Source organism: Bacteroides sp. AF25-5LB, assembly GCF_003602965.1.
Classification (GTDB): domain Bacteria; phylum Bacteroidota; class Bacteroidia; order Bacteroidales; family Bacteroidaceae; genus Bacteroides; species Bacteroides uniformis.
Map to the genome: position 1 here is coordinate 36,204 of NZ_QTMC01000012.1, position 16,581 is coordinate 52,784.

Sequence of the window (16,581 nt, forward strand, 5' to 3'; positions counted from 1 at the left end):
TTTTTTAAAAACTGAAATTAAGTCCAAAGACATACATTCTGGCAGTAGGATAACTATCCCCACCTTCAGGATCAAATCCTTTGTAGTTTGTAAGGCAGAAAAGATTGCTTCCTGTAAAATAGACTCTGAGTTTGTCTATCGACATTTTCCGTACTAACTTCTGAGGGAAATTATAACTCAAAGACAAAGTTGACAAACGCAAGAATGAAGCATCTTGAATCCCCCAGTCTACATCATTATAATTGTAGCGTCCACTGGCATAAAAGGCTCTCGGAATATCAGTATTTGTATGGTCAGGTGTCCATCTGTCTAAGATATCCTTATGTGCAATATTAGAACCGGTTCCATTCATCATTGTTTCATATAAGTTGGAAATACGTTTTGCACCAACTGAATAATTGAAAACTCCGCTCAAGGTGATATCTTTCCAGGAAAATTCAGTACTGAATCCTCCGTATATTTTAGGATCAAGTTTACCCACTACAATACGATCTTCATCATTGATAATTTTATCATCATTTACATCAACGGGAATCATATCTCCGGGTTGTACAATTTTGCCACCATAATCAATGCCATTAACATAGTCCATATCCTCTTGTTGACATATCTTATGGAATTTATATGAATAGACTGTATTCAACGATTCTCCGACAAAAAGATTACCTGTACGTTGTATTCCGTTATAGTAGATATTGTATATTGCATCCACATTGCCATACAAAGCATCAACGGTATTCTTGTCATGTGACAAAGTCGCTTGTAAGTTCCATTGGAAATCTCTATTATTGATGATTTGTGACGAAATACTAATTTCTACCCCTTCATTCTTTAGCCTACCGACATTAGCTATCGTACTGGCAAAACCAGAAGAGGTTGCCAACGGTTTTGACATCAATAAGTCTTCATTTAGAATATGAAAATAATCAACACTTATATTCAAACGGTTCTTCAGCAGACTAAAATCAAGCCCTACATTGAATTGTTTTTGTTTTTCCCATTTCAAATCTGGGTTACCCAGCACGCTGGAACGGATAAATGTAAGATTCCCTGTACTTCCATCAGGAGTATATTGGTTCAAATAGCTATAATCGGGAATGTTCTGATTACCAGCAATACCATACCCCACACGCAGCTTTAATAAATCAAAGAAGTGTAGTTTCTTAATAAACTCTTCCTCCGATAGAGTCCAAGCACCGGCAATAGAAGGAAACAAAGCAAACCTATTACCTTTTCTAAATTTGGAAGAACCGTCGTAGCGAGCAGTAAGTGTCAAATCATACTTTTGATTATAATTGTAATTGAAACGCGCCAGATAAGAAATCAAGGAATATTCAGATGCGGTGGAAGTAGTGAACTTCTCACCAGCACCTGCTCCCATATTATCATATCCGAAATCATCCACCGGGAAATTATAAGTAGTAGCAGCTGAAGCTTCGTACAAATTTCTTGTAGCAGAAGTACCCATCATTACAGAAAGATTATGCTTCTCTGCAATTAACTTGTTATAAGTAATTGTATTGTCCCATTGCCAATTGCACCATCTCTCTTTATTCTGGTTAGCCTCTCCATTTTGATCGTTACGAGTTCCTTCATAAGTAGATTTCGGGCGATAATAGGCTGAACGTGTATTCATTATATCGATACCGAAAGAGGAACGGAATGTCAATCCAGGTATCGGATTAATGTCAATATAATTATTAGAGAAAACACGATCTGTATTCACAGTCCATTTCACATCCAGACTCCTCAAAGGATTGGCCGCATCTAAGTCGTCCACATTTCCCCATTTAAGCACCATCGGTTCCTTGGAAATGGGCAACATCGGATTGGCATAAAGTGCATTAGAGAATAATTGCCCCTCTACACGGTCATCCTCTGAACGATTAAAAGAAGTAGCTGTACCTATTTTAAGCCATTTCTTTAAACGTTGTTCTGTGTTTATCTTACCAGAATAGCGTTTATACTGAGAAACATCAATTAACCCTTTTTGGTTCGTATATCCGAAACTTATGTAAGTAGAGTTTCCATCTGAGGAATTAGCGAAAGATATATTATGATTTTGTTGGAAACCGGTCCGTGTAACCTCATCCAACCAGTTATAAGTCTGATTATCCCGATACGCTTTATCTTCGTACTCTCCAAAATATGGATTACCAGAAGCATGTATCTGATTTTGTATTTCCGCATCCGACAATGCCGGATTATTGGCTTTCAAATGATTAAACACAGCATCTTCACGTAACTGATACAAATCTTTCGTACCGACTAAATCCATTTTATTAGCAAATTCCTGTATCCCAACCCAGCCATTATATTCTATTTGACTTTTTTGACCTTTGCCTTTTTTAGTCGTAATGAGCACAACTCCATTGGCTCCACGCGAACCATATATAGCAGTAGCTGATGCATCTTTAAGTACATCTATACTGGCCACATCATTAGGATTGATCAAATCAAATCCTCCCTCCATCACAACACCATCCACTACGTAAATAGGGCTGGTACCGTACTGAATAGAGTTGTTTCCACGAACCTGAATACTGGTAGAGCCTCCAGGGCGTGGGTCACTCATTCTGACCTGCACACCGGTCATTTTACCTTGAATCGCTTGGTTGATGCTTGTAGCCGGAATATTCTCAATATCCTTGGTTGTGACATGAGAAATGGCACCAGTCAAATCCTTTTTATTCATGGTAGTTCCCACAATAACCACCTGGTCAAGTAACAAGGATTCTTGGTTAAGAATAATTTCCAGCGGATGAGCATTGTTTACAACCATAGTTTGAGATTCATAACCAATGTAAGAGATTTCAATCGTCACTCCTTTCCTTACAGTAAGATAAAACTCGCCGTTTAGGTCAGTAATTGTTCCGTTTGTAGTTCCAGTTTCCCGAACGGAGGCACCAATTATAGTTTCTCCGTTGGCATCTTTCACTTGCCCTTTTACCCGATATTCCTGCGCATGGATTAACACTGCCGAAAATGAAAGTAAAAGCATCATAATAATGTGTTTCATGATACAAAATGGTTTAAGGTAATTATACAATAGATTATCGTCGCCTATTATCTGGTATACCAATAGCTTGGAGCATGGCAAAGAAATTCTCAATAGGAGTATCCAATTGAACATGGTGGGTAGGAGCACATAACCATCCCCCATTTTTACCTATGGAATTTTTTAGCCACTGATATTCTTTACGTATTTCTTCCGCTGTGCCCATAGGTAAAGTCGACTGTACAGCTATTCCACCGAAGAAACAAAGTTGTTCACCATACTTTTTTTGAAGAATTTCCGGATCCATACACTCGGTTTGGATAGGATTTAGTACATCCAACCCTATTTCTATCAATTCGGGAATAATATCATAATTACAGCCGTCCGTATGATAGGCCACTTTCAATTTAGGATTGATGCTTTTGGCTGCTTGGATAATACTTGCCATTCGAGGTTTGAAGTACTCTCTCCACAGCTCAGGATCTATCATCAGAGATGATTGTGCTCCCATATCATCTCCTAACCAAATCATGTCCACTCCTAAACGTGCCATGTTACATGCCACTGCCTTATGATAGTTGCATGTTTCATCAAGAAGATGATTGGTTAAATCCGGATTTATATAAAAGTCGGTCATCAGAGTATCTAATCCTCGCAGTGCCCATGCCGACTCGAAGATGGTACAATGTATTCTACCTATAATAAAATACTCGCTTCCATATTCCTTAATCAGTCGCTCTACATGGGTATATAATTCCGGGCGGTCGGGATCCGGAGCTTTATAACTGATAGCAGCTTCATCATTATCACGCAAAGGATTTGTTTCTATATTAGTATAATGACCGATACCGAACGGAGTGGCATAGGGATCTATTTTCCATTTAACGCCCCATTCATCCGTATAAGCCTCCTTTTTAAGGTAGTAATTTGTGAACCATCCCACTCCGGCTTGCAACGCATCTTGTCCAGTCAAAATTTCCAAGTCATATCCATACCATTGGCGGTGATGAGGTTCAGTAAACATTTCAGGCAATTTGAACTCTTTACGTAATCTTTCAGCAAACTCTGGAGTAAAGGTTGCCTGAAAAGGAGGACGATCCGTTTCCTCATGATTGAAGGCTTTGATTACTCTTTCTTTAGGTGTCATAGTATTAAAACATTAATTATTAATCTTTTTTGGCAAAGTTATCAATTGAACTTATCTTTTTATTTATATATATTTGCATTAACTAATACTATATTTGCATTAACCATGTATTAAAATAAAATAGTGCTATGAATACAGTTTCTTTTGAGAATGTGGTAAAACCTGTCAACTCTTCTTTTTGTGCGGTGTCTTATCATAACGCATATTTCGCTGCCCCTTTGCATATACATCCTGAATATGAATTGATCCTGATAGAAAAAGGAGTAGGACTTACCTTTGTGGGCGACACCGTACGCAAAATGTCTCCTGGAGATTTTATGTTGATTGGCAAGAACTTACCCCATTTATGGTTAAGTGCTGATGAATATTATGAAAAAAATACAACGCTGGTATCCAGCTCCGTTTACTCCCAATTTAACACGGATATTTTTCCTTCAGAATACACAAAAATACCGGAATTCGATTCCATACATTTATTGTTAAGCAAATCCCAAAAAGGATTATTGTTTACTGGAAAAACACAACTGAAAGTTCAGGAACATTTCAGGAAACTGCCATCTTATGATAATTTTGAAAAACTGGTAGAATTATATAAGATATTATATGAATTATCGAAAAACTGCGATTATACCTTTCTCGCCAGTGCACAATACAGAGGAAGCCAAGCAATGGATGAAAATGATGTGGTAATAAAACGTGCCTATAATTATATGAATAAAAACTATCAAGAAAACATTAGTTTGGAAGATATAGCCCGACACGTAGGTATGAATGCGAGTGCGCTATGCCGTTATTATAAAAAAAATACTGGAAAAACATTGTTCAGTTACTTGTCTGAATTGCGTATCTCATACGCAGTAAAATTATTAATGAATAAAAATATAGCTATCAGCCAGATAGCATATGATTGCGGATACAATAATTTGTCGCATTTCAACAGACAGTTTAAAGGTATTACAGGTAAAACTCCCAGCGAATATTGTAAACTGCTAAACCGTGAAGAGAATACAATAAATCTGACTTGAAAACGGTTATTCTGATAAGTCAGGAAAAAAAAGCTTCTCACAATAAATATCCTGAAAGTTCACGTGCGATTCCAAAGAGCAGTGCTGTGCAATATTCAGAATGGTCGTTCTGTCATGAATCGTATTTTGAAATAAAAACATCCGGGTACCTAATAGAGCAGAATTATTCACTTTAATAACCTTTACTTTGTCTTTAATCTCAAGAAGGCCTATAGCTATCGCCTTGTCAATGTCTAAATAGTTACCTAATCCTCCTGCTATATACAAATGCTCTATGTCATCTATTGATATATTCAATTCTTTTGTAAGAATTTCAATACCAGTACAAATGGCAGCTTTTGCCAACTGAAATTCCCGTATATCCTTGTCTGTTATACCTATTTTGCCGGCTACAGCTAAAAAAGGGACACCTCTGGTAATAGCTCCTGAAGTATCTATTTTCCGCTGCTTCAGAAATAAATACATGGCGTCTACCAACCCACTTCCACAAATACCTATCGCTTTACCATTGCCTATAATCTTAGGGCAATTATTATGTTCGTCTATTTGATAAATAGCTCCAGCAGAGGCCCTCATTCCCTGAGAGATATGTATCCCCTCAAAAGCAGGACCAGCAGCAGTCGAGGCACAAAGAATCTTTTCCCTATTACCTATTGCTATCTCTCCATTAGTCCCTAAATCTATCAATGCTTGAAATTTCTTTTTCGTATGCATTTGGATGGCCTCAATACCTGAAAGAATATCGCTTCCAACAAAATGACCGATATTGGGAAGAAAACAGATATGGCATCCCGAAGGCAAAGGCCAGTCTAAATCTTGCGGAGTAAACTCCTGCATATCATTTTGCCGAGATTGAAATGGATATACAGCGAGCGTAGAAACATCCAGTGCACAGAATAGACTATACATGACACTATTACCGGATATCACTACCTTACGTATATCGTAATAGTGGTCACCAACCATTTCCAAAATAAGTTTTTTTATAGCATGCCGTACAAGTTGGCACAGTTGCTGCAAATGTTCTTCTGAAGACAAGGCATAGGAGATGCGAGATATTATATCGGCGCCATAGGCACTTTGTGGATTGAGGGAGGTAGACACAGCCACAATATGCCCGTTATAGAGATTGATAAGTTGTGTAACGATAGTTGTCGAACCTAGATCAACAGCAATACCATATCCATCTTCGGGCTGCACCGGGAATAAGGTCTGATCTGTCTGAACAATACATTCACACTGGTCTATATACAATGTCACGTCCTCTGTGACATGGCTGTAACACGCTAAGCGCCATTGAGAAGACAATCCTTTTTTTTGCAACATTCGGGCATGCTGCTCGCTCACTTCAATATCTCCAGCCATTATCCTTACTTTACAATTTCCACAGAAGCCATTTCCTCCACATGGAAATTCAAGACCCAATTCAGCAACAATATCACGGAGAGGAGTATTGTGATTTACCTCAAGTTCTTTTCCTATTGGCTCTAAACAAACTTTATGCATATTCTTCAATTTTTTATTGGTGTTTGTAGGCACATTGAGACAAATTACAAATACTACAATTACTCTTTTTATACTTAACATCCTTACCTATGCCTATAATGGAGCTTAGTGACTTTATGGGTTGCATTAACGAAGAAGCCGTAAGCGTGACCGGGCATCTTTCAGCAGGAATCAAAGACAATAAATTCTCTTGTTCTTTTATATCCCAGTCACAATATCCTGGACAAAAATTAGATGTTATCGCCAACTCTTGTTGGAGGAGTTCCTGCCGCAAACTATTTTTCAACTCTTCCATTGTTTTGTCTACACCTATGTTGGCAATAATATCATATATATAAGCTTTCAGATAATCCGCTTTTTCAATACAATATTGATAGTGATAAGTAATCTCCTGACCTACTGTACATACAGCAATGGCTGCTTGACTACTATTTTGAAGTAGATGAACAATTTTATTTCCACAATGCAGAATAATATTACCAACTTGAATATAATCATTGAAAAGATTAACATCTTTATAAACAGCATAGACACAATAGGGAGACAACATATTTTGTGCTTCATGAATTGTTTGCTCCAATTCATCCACATTAGCCAGAATTTCTTCGATATGAGGCATTGCATGTAACATATCAGCTTTACTGACAGATATATGAGGACTAAAATAAAAAAGACTTTTCATGATGACATATTTGATTATTGCAAATAACGCTCAAAAAAAGATATCAAGCATTGCATATATTTGCCGGTAATGATAGAATATTTGCTAACTGATGTTCAGACGTTTTTCCTAGTTGTCTTCAAGTTCATAGTATCTTTATAGATATATTACTTAAGCAAAATGATAGCCCATCCTCCATTTTTCAAGATTGTTGCAAAACGATGATATGGTTCCAGTTATCCTATTCCACTTTCGAACAAATTATGAATATTTATTTGGAAATTATTCAAAACGTCACTATCTTTGTACCGAAATTCAAAAACGATATGAACCAGTACTTAACTACAACATACAATACGCGCAATGCTGCATGGGGCAACAAGACCTTATGCGGCCATTTCATAGTGCACGTACATTGGTTCAGCGGATTCATTTAACTACCCTGCAATTTACATTTTACTATTTTGCACTTCCCTTACCGAGAAAAGGAGGGAGAAATGCCGTGTATGGGGTTTCCATTCGGAAAAACCGGACTAACCTATGTATTCACCAAAAAGAAGAAGAAAACTTATGTTTACAATTATATCTATCATGTTTATAGGAATCGGTATCGGATACCTGATGCGTAACGTACAAATGTTGCAAAAAGTGGAGAAAAGCGCCTCGCTCACCATCTTACTGCTGCTCTTTGTACTCGGTGTATCCACCGGCTCCAACCGTCTGATTGTTGACAATCTGGGAAGATTCGGGTGGCAGGCCGCCGTACTGGCCTCACTGAGCATTACAGGCAGCATGCTGGCCTCACTGATGGTGTTTCACCTATTTTTCAAGAAAGGAGAGAAGAGATGAAGGGAAGTTTGACGGTTGTTGCATTTTTCTGTGCCGGCTGCCTGATGGGAGTAGCCAATGATTTTCAGTTCGACCTGCACGACTTATCCATGTATGTGCTCTATGCATTGATGTTCCAGGTGGGCATCGGCATCGGGAGCAACAAGAAACTGAAGGAGCTGGTCAAGAGCCTGCGGCCCAAAATGCTTTTGGTGCCGATGGCCACCATTGTGGGAACGCTGTTGTTCTCCGCCTTCGCCAGTCTGCTGTTGAGCCAATGGAGTGTGTTCGACTGCATGGCGGTGGGTAGCGGATTTGCTTATTATTCGCTTTCCTCCATTCTGATTACGCAATTCAAGGAACCTTCCATAGGCCTGCAACTCGCCACGGAGCTGGGCACCATCGCCCTGCTTGCCAATATCTTCCGTGAAATGATGGCTTTGCTGGGTGCACCGCTCATCCGGAAATATTTCGGCAAACTGGCACCTATATCGGCGGCAGGGGTCAATTCGATGGATGTACTTCTACCCTTCATCACCCAATATTCCGGAAAGGACGTGATTCCTATCGCTATATTCCACGGAATATTAATTGATATGAGTGTACCGGTATTCGTATCCTTCTTCTGCAATCTGTAAACAGCAGGCCGAAAAGAGGGAGATAAGGCCTCATTGTATTCATACTGTAACAACGTGAACAACAGCGACTTCTCACTGCAAAGTGAGTGCATGCATTTTGCAGTGCCACTGCATACCGTTTGCAGCATCACTGCATACCTATTTGCAGTGATACTGCAACTGCTTTGCAGCGCGACTGCAACGGGTTTGCAGTGACGCTGCAAAAGGTGTGCAGTGACTTTGCAGCCGGTCACCAAGCTACCGCATACTCGTAGTGGTCGAACTTAGGCTTGGTGCCTATGCCTACCGCATTGAATACCCGGGCTATCCGCTGCTGTTCTTCGGGAGAGATAGGGCGCTCGCCCTTGCGGCAATGATAGTAATAGCGTTCGCAAGAGAAGCATCCCATCACGCGATGGCGCACGGTGAAAAGCAGCTTGGTGGGTACTTCGTCGAAAAGGCGTGTCATACCGCGGGCATAGTGCAGCTGCTCGCTGGAGCGGTAACGGGCACAAGTGGAGGACCCGGACAAGCTGCCGACATAAAAAGGATTCACCGCACGAACGGACTGTGGCTGGGGGCCTTCACTCTCGGACAACAGTTGTGCCGCTATCGCCCGCAGGCAGGAAGAGGCTTTGGGGCACTTTCCGTTACCCGCAAAGCAGTATTCGTACCCATCGGGCACGTCTTGCAATAATATCATCTTATTAATGATTAATGATTAGTGATTAATGGACGGAGTGCACGCAGATACTTGCCGATGACCTCTGCCGACTCGCTTGTTTCTTTCTCGAATTCGGCGTGCAGTGTCGGGTATCCGGCAAGCAATTGCATCATTCGCTCACGTCCCACGAACTCGGACTTTCCGGTTTCGGGATTCAGTTCGTAATAGACGCGGGCATGCACCAGTCCCGAAGCATTGATGGCGTCTCCCACTTCACCGCCCAATCGTGTGGCATCATCGGGAGTCATGGTACTGGTGGCTGCTTGTCCCACAGGCTGTGCACAGAAGTAAACCTTGCCGCCGAGCCACATGGCAGGTGCATACCACTGCCCGAAGCGATAACGCTTATAGCGCATCTTACGGCAATTGACATAAAGCGAGGTATCTACCCGTACAGCATAACAACGGGACTTCAAATAACGGCAAAGACCGGGATTGTCGTCTACCGTAATACGATAATCGGCACCGCCCATGAGGTAAATCTGGTTCTTTGTACGCTTCTCAATCTTCAGTGTGGTAACCGTATCGCCACGGTTCTCCACCAACTCTTTCAGATTGGAATACATTACCTGTTGCGCCCCCACCGGCAAAACCGCCAGCAACATCAGAACGCCTAACAACCAACTCTTCTTCATATCCCAACCTCCTCTTTTCTGAAACTTTGTTTTAGTGAGCGAAAGGTACATTTTTTATCGGAAGTAGACAAAAAATCGCGGAAAAAACAATTGGAAATGTATATCTTTGCCTTAAACTTAACATGTATGGAGCAAATAAATACGATAGATAAAATCAGCGCCGTCTACCGCAACACGGCAGAAGAGGCAAGACAAGAACTGAATAAAGTACAACAGAAGATTTACCGCATCGGCAGCCTGCGCCTGCTGCTATTTGTGGCAGGAGTAGTAGGAATTATCTATTTCTGGAGCGAGAGCTGGGGTATACTGGCCTGCATTGCCCTCATCACCCTACTGCCGTTCCTATTTTTAATGAAATACCACAACCGGCTGTTCCATCGCAAGGACTATCTAGAAAAGAAGATGGAAATCAACGAGCAGGAACTCGCCGCTCTGGATTACGATACGTCTTCTTTCGATGACGGCGAAGCATACATCGACCCCACCCATCTCTACACCTATGATTTGGATGTTTTCGGTCCGCATTCCCTTTTCCAGTACATCAACCGTACCTGCACACAGCCCGGGAAACACCGCCTCGCCCACTGGCTGGGGAAACATCTCGAGAGAAAGGAAGAAATCATCCGCCGACAAGAAGCCGTCAGTGAACTGGCTCCGGAACTGAAATTCCGTCAGCGCTTCCGTATCCTCGGCCTGCTGTACAAAGGAAAAGCCGCCGATGAAACAGAACTGTGCCAATGGGCGGAAAGTCCGAGCATCTTCCGGAGCCGGAAATTACTGCGCCTCCTGCCGGTACTGGTGACGGGAGCCAACCTCATCTGCCTCGCACTCGTCATGGCAGGAATTCTGTCCGCAAGTATCTACGGCATCATCTGGACCTGCTTCGTCATCGCCGGCTTCGGCTTCACTGGCAAAGTCACCAAGATGCAGGCCATCTATGGCAAAAAACTGCAAATTCTCTCCACCTACGCCGCCCTGCTCCACCTCATGGAAAAGCAGCCTGCACAAGCCACCCTGCTCAAAGAGATAAGACAACAGATTGACGGAGAAAAACGGAAAGCCTCCCACTCCATCAGCAGGCTGAACAAGCTCATGGATGAACTCGACCAACGCAACAATGTCTTTATGTACGTCATTCTGAACGGCCTCTTCTTCTGGGAACTGCGTCAAATCATGCGCATTGAAGCCTGGAAAGAGCAATATGCCGCTGAACTGCCCGGGTGGCTCGATGCCATCGGACAAATGGATGCGCTCAACTCACTGGCAACATTTGCCTATAATCATCCGGACTATATTTACCCAAAGATAGTTCAAGCGGAAAGAAAGGGAAAAGGAAACCTAAATAAAGAAGAAGAAAGCAATTCTGAAACGGAAGCACCCATCAATGCCCCTTCCTCCTTCCGTCTCCGTGCCGAAGCCCTGGGCCATCCGCTGATGAACCGTGACCGCTGTGTCCGCAATGACATCGACATGGTGAAACGACCGTTTTTCATCATCGTCACCGGCGCCAACATGGCAGGGAAAAGCACCTATCTGCGTACGGTGGGCATCAATTACCTCCTTGCCTGCATCGGCGCCCCCGTCTGTGCTCGCCAAATGGAAATATGCCCGGCCCGGCTCATCACTAGCCTGCGTACCTCGGATTCACTGAACGACAACGAGTCCTACTTCTTTGCCGAACTCAAACGTCTGAAACTCATCATAGACAAGCTGCAGGCTGGTGAGGAGCTTTTCATCATCCTCGACGAAATTCTGAAAGGTACCAACTCCATGGACAAGCAGAAAGGCTCCTTTTCCCTTATCAAGCAATTCATGACTTTGCAGGCCAATGGCATCATTGCCACCCACGACCTGCTGCTGGGAACACTCATCGACCTCTTCCCCGATGACATCCGCAACTATCGCTTCGAAGCAGACATTACAGACAATGAACTGACCTTCTCCTACCGCTTGCGCCCAGGCATCGCCCAGAATATGAACGCCTGCTTCCTGATGAAAAAAATGGGGATTGCCGTTGCCGACTAATCCCCACCACAGTTAAAGTCAAGTCTAACTCTTTGACTGATTATGCTGTTTTACATTTCTCCAGGAAAGTAGATACTGCAACCGCATCGCTACCCGTATAGTAGCGTACGGAAGTTACCGGAGTATACGTGTAAGGCACAAACTGATACAACTGTACAGCCGCAAATTTATTGTCCTGCGAAATCATGACATCCATGCGCACATTTCCACTGCCGCTACTTTTTATTTCAGTCTCGCCATTCAGCTGTTCATTCTCAATCATATCTGTAAGTTTGCCCAAATATTTCAAATCGAAGAAAACACTGCGTTCCTTGGTCACACTGCCCGTCGGCAAATAGACCACTTCCTTCGATTTCCAAAACAGACGGAACACGCCAAGCAAGACGAATGCCGTACCCAGCACCATCAAAGCCATGCTGAGAGTGGAAGATTTATCACTCATCTCAAAAATGGATGCAAAAATAAAAACACCGACCAGCAGCATAGCTACTGAAAAGATAAGTCCTGAAACACTGGTACGCTTTACAATATCGGGATGTGAAGACGCAAAAAGAGTTGCGTCAATAGTTTGAGTTGCCATAATTATAATATGTTTTAATGAATTTATTAGAAATAGAAAATACAGTATTCCCCTGCAAAAACACATAGTCTGACCATACACAAGGGAAAAAGGAAGATTCAATAAAACACTAAATGAGAATACGCCTTAGTGTGAAAATGTAATATTCGCACACCGGCTGGCAACGATAATAGGCAGTGGCATCATAGAGTTTCTCACGATGCAGAGACAAAACAGCCGCTCGCTGGGCCAGTTTGTCAATCCAGTCCTTTAAAGAAAATATATATTCCGTGGTAGAAATACGCTGTATACGGGAGTACGTCAGCGAATGTAATTGTCCACCCATGCCCGCCAGCTCTGCATCCGGCAGATAAGGTAATTGAGGCATCGCAATATAGGCATCAGTCTGCTCATGTACGGCAATAGTATTCTCACTCACAACATTCCCCCCACTTGCCGCTTTATTTGCAAATGCATCGCTTGCAGTCTGCCATAAAGCCAATGCAAGCACCATGAATCCTATGAATCTTAAGAATTTAGCCATATCTATGTGCAAATATAACAGTTTCTACCAGGAATTTGTTTTGTGCACACATCTTTTAATGTTTCTTGGATGATTTATAGGAAAAAAAAGCCGTTCCAAACAAATTGGAACGGCTTCTATATATAAAAAGAATAGTTGAATTATTCAGCTTTAGCTTCCTCAGCAGCAGGAGCTTCGGCAACCGGTGCAGATGTTTCTGCAGCAGGAGCAGCTTCAGTAGCAGCGGCTTTCTTTGAACGGCGGGTACGAGTAGCCTTCTTGGCAACCTTTTCCTTAGCCATATTTTCGTTGTAGTCAACGAGTTCAATGAAGCACATTTCTGCGTTGTCACCCAAACGGTTACCAGTCTTGATAATACGAGTGTAACCACCCGGACGATCAGCAATCTTCACAGAGATTTCTTTAAACAGTTCAGTTACAGCATACTTGTCTTGCAAATTGCTAAATACAACACGACGGGAATTAGTTGTATCATCTTTAGCCTTTGTAATCAAAGGCTCAACGAACTTCTTCAAAGCTTTAGCCTTTGCAACGGTCGTAGTGATTCTTTTGTGCTTAATCAAAGAACACGCCATATTAGCCAACATAGCGTTTCTATGAGAGGCAGTACGACCCAAATGGTTGAATTTCTTATTATGTCTCATTTTTTATTCTTTATCTAATTTATATTTAGAAATATCAGTTCCAAACGACAGATTCAGACTTTCCAGCAAATCATCAAGCTCGGTAAGCGATTTCTTTCCGAAGTTTCTGAATTTCAGCAAATCCGTCTTGTTGAATTGTACCAAGTCACCAAGAGTCTCTACATCTGCAGCCTTCAGACAGTTGAGGGCACGTACAGAGAGATCCATATCAACGAGCTTGGTCTTCAGCAACTGACGCATGTGCAATACTTCTTCATCAAACTCTTCATTGCCGTCAGCATCATTTGTTTCCAGCGTAATCTTCTCGTCAGAGAAAAGCATGAAGTGATAAATCAGAATCTTTGCTGCTTCTTTCAGGGCTTCTTTCGGATGAATGGAACCGTCGGTAGTAATCTCAAGTACCAGTTTCTCGTAGTCGGTCTTCTGCTCTACACGGAAGTTCTCTACCTGATACTTCACATTACGTATCGGAGTATAAATAGAATCGATAGGAATTACGTTCACATCGGTGCAATATTCGCGGTTTTCGTCAGCAGGAACATAACCACGACCTTTGTTGATCGTAATATCTATCTGCATAGTTGACTTTGAATCTAAATGACAAATAACTAATTCAGGATTTAACACTTCAAATCCAGTCAAATACTTACCTATGTCACCTGCTTTAAATTCACTTGAATTCTCGACCGTAATACTTACTTTCTCACTCTCGAATTCTTCAACTACTTGCTTGAATCTCACTTGTTTCAGATTCAAGATAATGTTAGTAACATCCTCTTTTGCCCCCGGAACACTGGAAAATTCATGCTCAACACCGTCTATCTTGATAGTAGTGATAGCAAAACCTTCCAATGAAGAAAGCAGGATGCGGCGCAGTGCATTACCCACGGTAATACCGAAACCGGGCTCCAACGGACGAAATTCGAATTTTCCGAATCTAGAGTCCGCTTCCAACATTAATACTTTATCAGGTTTTTGAAATGCTAATATCGCCATGAAATTAATTATTATTTAGAATACAATTCTACGATCAAATGCTCTTTAATGTTTTCAGGAATGTCTGCTCTTTCAGGTACATGCAGCAATTTGCCAACCTTAGAGTTATCATCCCATTCCAACCAAGGATATTTGCTATGGTTAAAACCAGCCAGTGAGTTAGCGATAACTTCCAATGATTTGGATCTTTCACGAACACCGATCACCTGACCCGGTTTTACTGCATAAGAAGGAATATTCACAACCTCACCGTCTACAGTAATGTGCTTGTGGCTCACCAACTGACGAGCAGCTGCGCGAGTAGGAGCAATACCCAAACGGAATACGATATTGTCAAGGCGACCTTCCAACAATTGGAGAAGGATTTCACCAGTAATACCTTTAGCAGTCTCAGCCTTCTCAAACAAGTTGCGGAATTGTTTTTCCAAAACGCCATAAGTATATTTAGCCTTCTGTTTCTCACGAAGTTGAACACCGTATTCAGAAGTCTTTCTCTTTCTGGAATTACCGTGCTGTCCGGGAGGATAGTTTTTCTTTGACAATACTTTATCTGCTCCAAAGATACCTTCACCGAATTTACGGGCTATTCTTGATTTTGGTCCAGTATATCTAGCCATTTCTTTTAAATATTTAATTGTTTATTCATGAACTTGGGTTTGTTGCAGCCGCGATTGCAGAGAGAAAGTTTACAATCCAATAACAAAATCAAGTCTCACTTCTATTAAAGGTAAATTTTAAACTCTACGTCTTTTCGGAGGACGACAACCATTGTGCGGAAGCGGAGTTACGTCAATGATTTCAGTAACCTCGATACCTGCACCGTGGATAGTTCTAATAGCAGACTCACGTCCGTTACCCGGGCCCTTCACATATGCTTTTACCTTTCTCAAGCCAAGATCGTATGCTATCTTAGCACAATCTTGAGCAGCCATCTGTGCTGCGTAGGGAGTGTTCTTCTTTGAACCTCTAAAACCCATCTTTCCGGCAGAAGACCAAGAAATGATCTGACCTTCGCTGTTTGCCAGAGAAACAATAATGTTGTTAAAAGATGAATGAACATGCAACTGTCCATTAGCATCAACCTTCACATTTCTCTTTTTTGCTGCAACTGTTTTTTTTGCCATATCAACAATTATTATTTAGTAGCTTTTTTCTTATTAGCAACGGTTTTCTTTCTACCCTTACGAGTACGGGCATTGTTCTTTGTGCTCTGACCTCTTACTGGAAGACCAATACGATGACGAACACCACGATAGCAACCGATATCCATTAAACGCTTAATGTTCAATTGAACTTCAGAACGAAGATCACCTTCAACCTTATACTCTGCACCAATGATCTCACGAATCTTGGCAGCCTGATCATCCGTCCAGTCTTTTACTTTCAGGTCTCTGTCAACACCTGCTTTATCCAAAATTTTTGCTGAACTACTACGACCTATACCATATACATAGGTCAACGCAATTTCACCTCTCTTGTTTTGAGGCAAATCGACACCAACTATTCTTATAGCCATATACTAAATTATTTTTTTTGCAAAAATAATAATATTATCCTTGACGTTGTTTATACTTAGGATTTTTCTTGTTAATAACATACAAACGGCCATTACGTCTAACGATCTTACACTCTGGCGTACGTTTCTTTAAGGATGCTCTTACTTTCATATCTT

Annotated in this window: 18 protein-coding genes; 4 read left to right on the plus strand and 14 right to left on the minus strand. The window is 41.6% G+C overall.

The genetic code is table 11. The features are described from left to right. Positions 1 to 4: 4 nt before the first annotated feature. Entirely contained in the window at positions 5 to 3,019 is a 3,015-nt protein-coding gene (locus DWY57_RS13650) for a TonB-dependent receptor (RefSeq protein ID WP_165853609.1), read from the minus strand. Positions 3,020 to 3,053: 34 nt separating this feature from the next. Beyond that, on the minus strand, positions 3,054 to 4,145 hold the full coding sequence (locus DWY57_RS13655) for a uroporphyrinogen decarboxylase family protein (RefSeq protein ID WP_119961936.1): 1,092 nt from the start codon (positions 4,143 to 4,145) through the stop codon (positions 3,054 to 3,056). 128 nt (positions 4,146 to 4,273) lie between these two features. Here DWY57_RS13655 and DWY57_RS13660 point away from each other — a divergent pair, with 128 nt between their 5' ends. Beyond that, complete coding sequence (locus tag DWY57_RS13660) at positions 4,274 to 5,170, plus strand: AraC family transcriptional regulator (protein ID WP_119961937.1); 897 nt, start codon at positions 4,274 to 4,276, stop codon at positions 5,168 to 5,170. A gap of 6 nt (positions 5,171 to 5,176) precedes the next feature. Here DWY57_RS13660 and DWY57_RS13665 read toward each other — a convergent pair whose 3' ends face one another. Both DWY57_RS13665 and DWY57_RS13670 read right to left on the minus strand, forming a co-directional pair. Beyond that, positions 5,177 to 6,676: an ASKHA domain-containing protein gene (locus DWY57_RS13665; RefSeq protein WP_165853610.1), complete on the minus strand. Its 1,500-nt coding sequence runs from the start codon at positions 6,674 to 6,676 to the stop codon at positions 5,177 to 5,179. Between the two features lie 13 nt (positions 6,677 to 6,689). Next, the gene (locus DWY57_RS13670; protein ID WP_117601016.1) at positions 6,690 to 7,358 is read right to left on the minus strand and encodes a vitamin B12 dependent-methionine synthase activation domain-containing protein; all 669 of its coding nucleotides are present in this window, start codon (positions 7,356 to 7,358) and stop codon (positions 6,690 to 6,692) included. 549 nt (positions 7,359 to 7,907) lie between these two features. Between DWY57_RS13670 and DWY57_RS13675 the strand changes: the two genes are divergently transcribed. Both DWY57_RS13675 and DWY57_RS13680 read left to right on the plus strand, forming a co-directional pair. Continuing rightward, positions 7,908 to 8,186, plus strand: a complete 279-nt coding sequence (locus DWY57_RS13675) for a LysO family transporter (protein WP_117601015.1) — start codon at positions 7,908 to 7,910, stop codon at positions 8,184 to 8,186. After that, positions 8,183 to 8,803, plus strand: coding sequence for a lysine exporter LysO family protein (locus DWY57_RS13680; RefSeq protein WP_119961938.1), 621 nt, complete (start codon positions 8,183 to 8,185; stop codon positions 8,801 to 8,803). The genes DWY57_RS13675 and DWY57_RS13680 overlap by 4 nt, the downstream gene beginning before the upstream one ends. A gap of 229 nt (positions 8,804 to 9,032) precedes the next feature. On the opposite strand, the gene DWY57_RS13685 is transcribed toward DWY57_RS13680, so the two are convergent. Together DWY57_RS13685 and DWY57_RS13690 are read right to left on the minus strand one after the other, a co-directional pair. Further along, positions 9,033 to 9,485, minus strand: a complete 453-nt coding sequence (locus DWY57_RS13685) for a DUF6078 family protein (protein WP_009037297.1) — start codon at positions 9,483 to 9,485, stop codon at positions 9,033 to 9,035. An 11-nt stretch (positions 9,486 to 9,496) separates the two neighbouring features. Next, on the minus strand, positions 9,497 to 10,141 hold the full coding sequence (locus DWY57_RS13690; protein ID WP_034532588.1) for a DUF6563 family protein: 645 nt from the start codon (positions 10,139 to 10,141) through the stop codon (positions 9,497 to 9,499). A 126-nt stretch (positions 10,142 to 10,267) separates the two neighbouring features. Between DWY57_RS13690 and DWY57_RS13695 the strand changes: the two genes are divergently transcribed. Continuing rightward, entirely contained in the window at positions 10,268 to 12,166 is a 1,899-nt protein-coding gene (locus DWY57_RS13695) for a MutS family DNA mismatch repair protein (RefSeq protein WP_009037299.1), read from the plus strand. Between the two features lie 40 nt (positions 12,167 to 12,206). Here DWY57_RS13695 and DWY57_RS13700 read toward each other — a convergent pair whose 3' ends face one another. From DWY57_RS13700 to ykgO, 8 genes are all read right to left on the minus strand, one after another. Next, on the minus strand, positions 12,207 to 12,746 hold the full coding sequence (locus DWY57_RS13700) for a hypothetical protein (protein WP_005833536.1): 540 nt from the start codon (positions 12,744 to 12,746) through the stop codon (positions 12,207 to 12,209). A 109-nt stretch (positions 12,747 to 12,855) separates the two neighbouring features. Further along, positions 12,856 to 13,269 (minus strand): hypothetical protein, encoded by a 414-nt coding sequence (locus DWY57_RS13705; protein ID WP_117601013.1) that lies wholly within the window; start codon positions 13,267 to 13,269, stop codon positions 12,856 to 12,858. A 140-nt stretch (positions 13,270 to 13,409) separates the two neighbouring features. Further along, complete coding sequence (rplQ, locus tag DWY57_RS13710; protein ID WP_117601012.1) at positions 13,410 to 13,913, minus strand: 50S ribosomal protein L17; 504 nt, start codon at positions 13,911 to 13,913, stop codon at positions 13,410 to 13,412. Between the two features lie 3 nt (positions 13,914 to 13,916). After that, positions 13,917 to 14,909: a DNA-directed RNA polymerase subunit alpha gene (locus tag DWY57_RS13715; RefSeq protein WP_117601011.1), complete on the minus strand. Its 993-nt coding sequence runs from the start codon at positions 14,907 to 14,909 to the stop codon at positions 13,917 to 13,919. 11 nt (positions 14,910 to 14,920) lie between these two features. Further along, complete coding sequence (gene rpsD, locus DWY57_RS13720) at positions 14,921 to 15,526, minus strand: 30S ribosomal protein S4 (RefSeq protein WP_005825685.1); 606 nt, start codon at positions 15,524 to 15,526, stop codon at positions 14,921 to 14,923. Positions 15,527 to 15,643: 117 nt separating this feature from the next. Continuing rightward, complete coding sequence (gene rpsK / locus DWY57_RS13725; protein WP_002558049.1) at positions 15,644 to 16,033, minus strand: 30S ribosomal protein S11; 390 nt, start codon at positions 16,031 to 16,033, stop codon at positions 15,644 to 15,646. 11 nt (positions 16,034 to 16,044) lie between these two features. Beyond that, positions 16,045 to 16,425, minus strand: coding sequence for a 30S ribosomal protein S13 (gene rpsM, locus DWY57_RS13730; RefSeq protein WP_005941839.1), 381 nt, complete (start codon positions 16,423 to 16,425; stop codon positions 16,045 to 16,047). Between the two features lie 34 nt (positions 16,426 to 16,459). Beyond that, on the minus strand, positions 16,460 to 16,576 hold the full coding sequence (gene ykgO, locus DWY57_RS13735) for a type B 50S ribosomal protein L36 (RefSeq protein WP_002558051.1): 117 nt from the start codon (positions 16,574 to 16,576) through the stop codon (positions 16,460 to 16,462). Between the last annotated feature and the right edge of the window lie 5 nt (positions 16,577 to 16,581).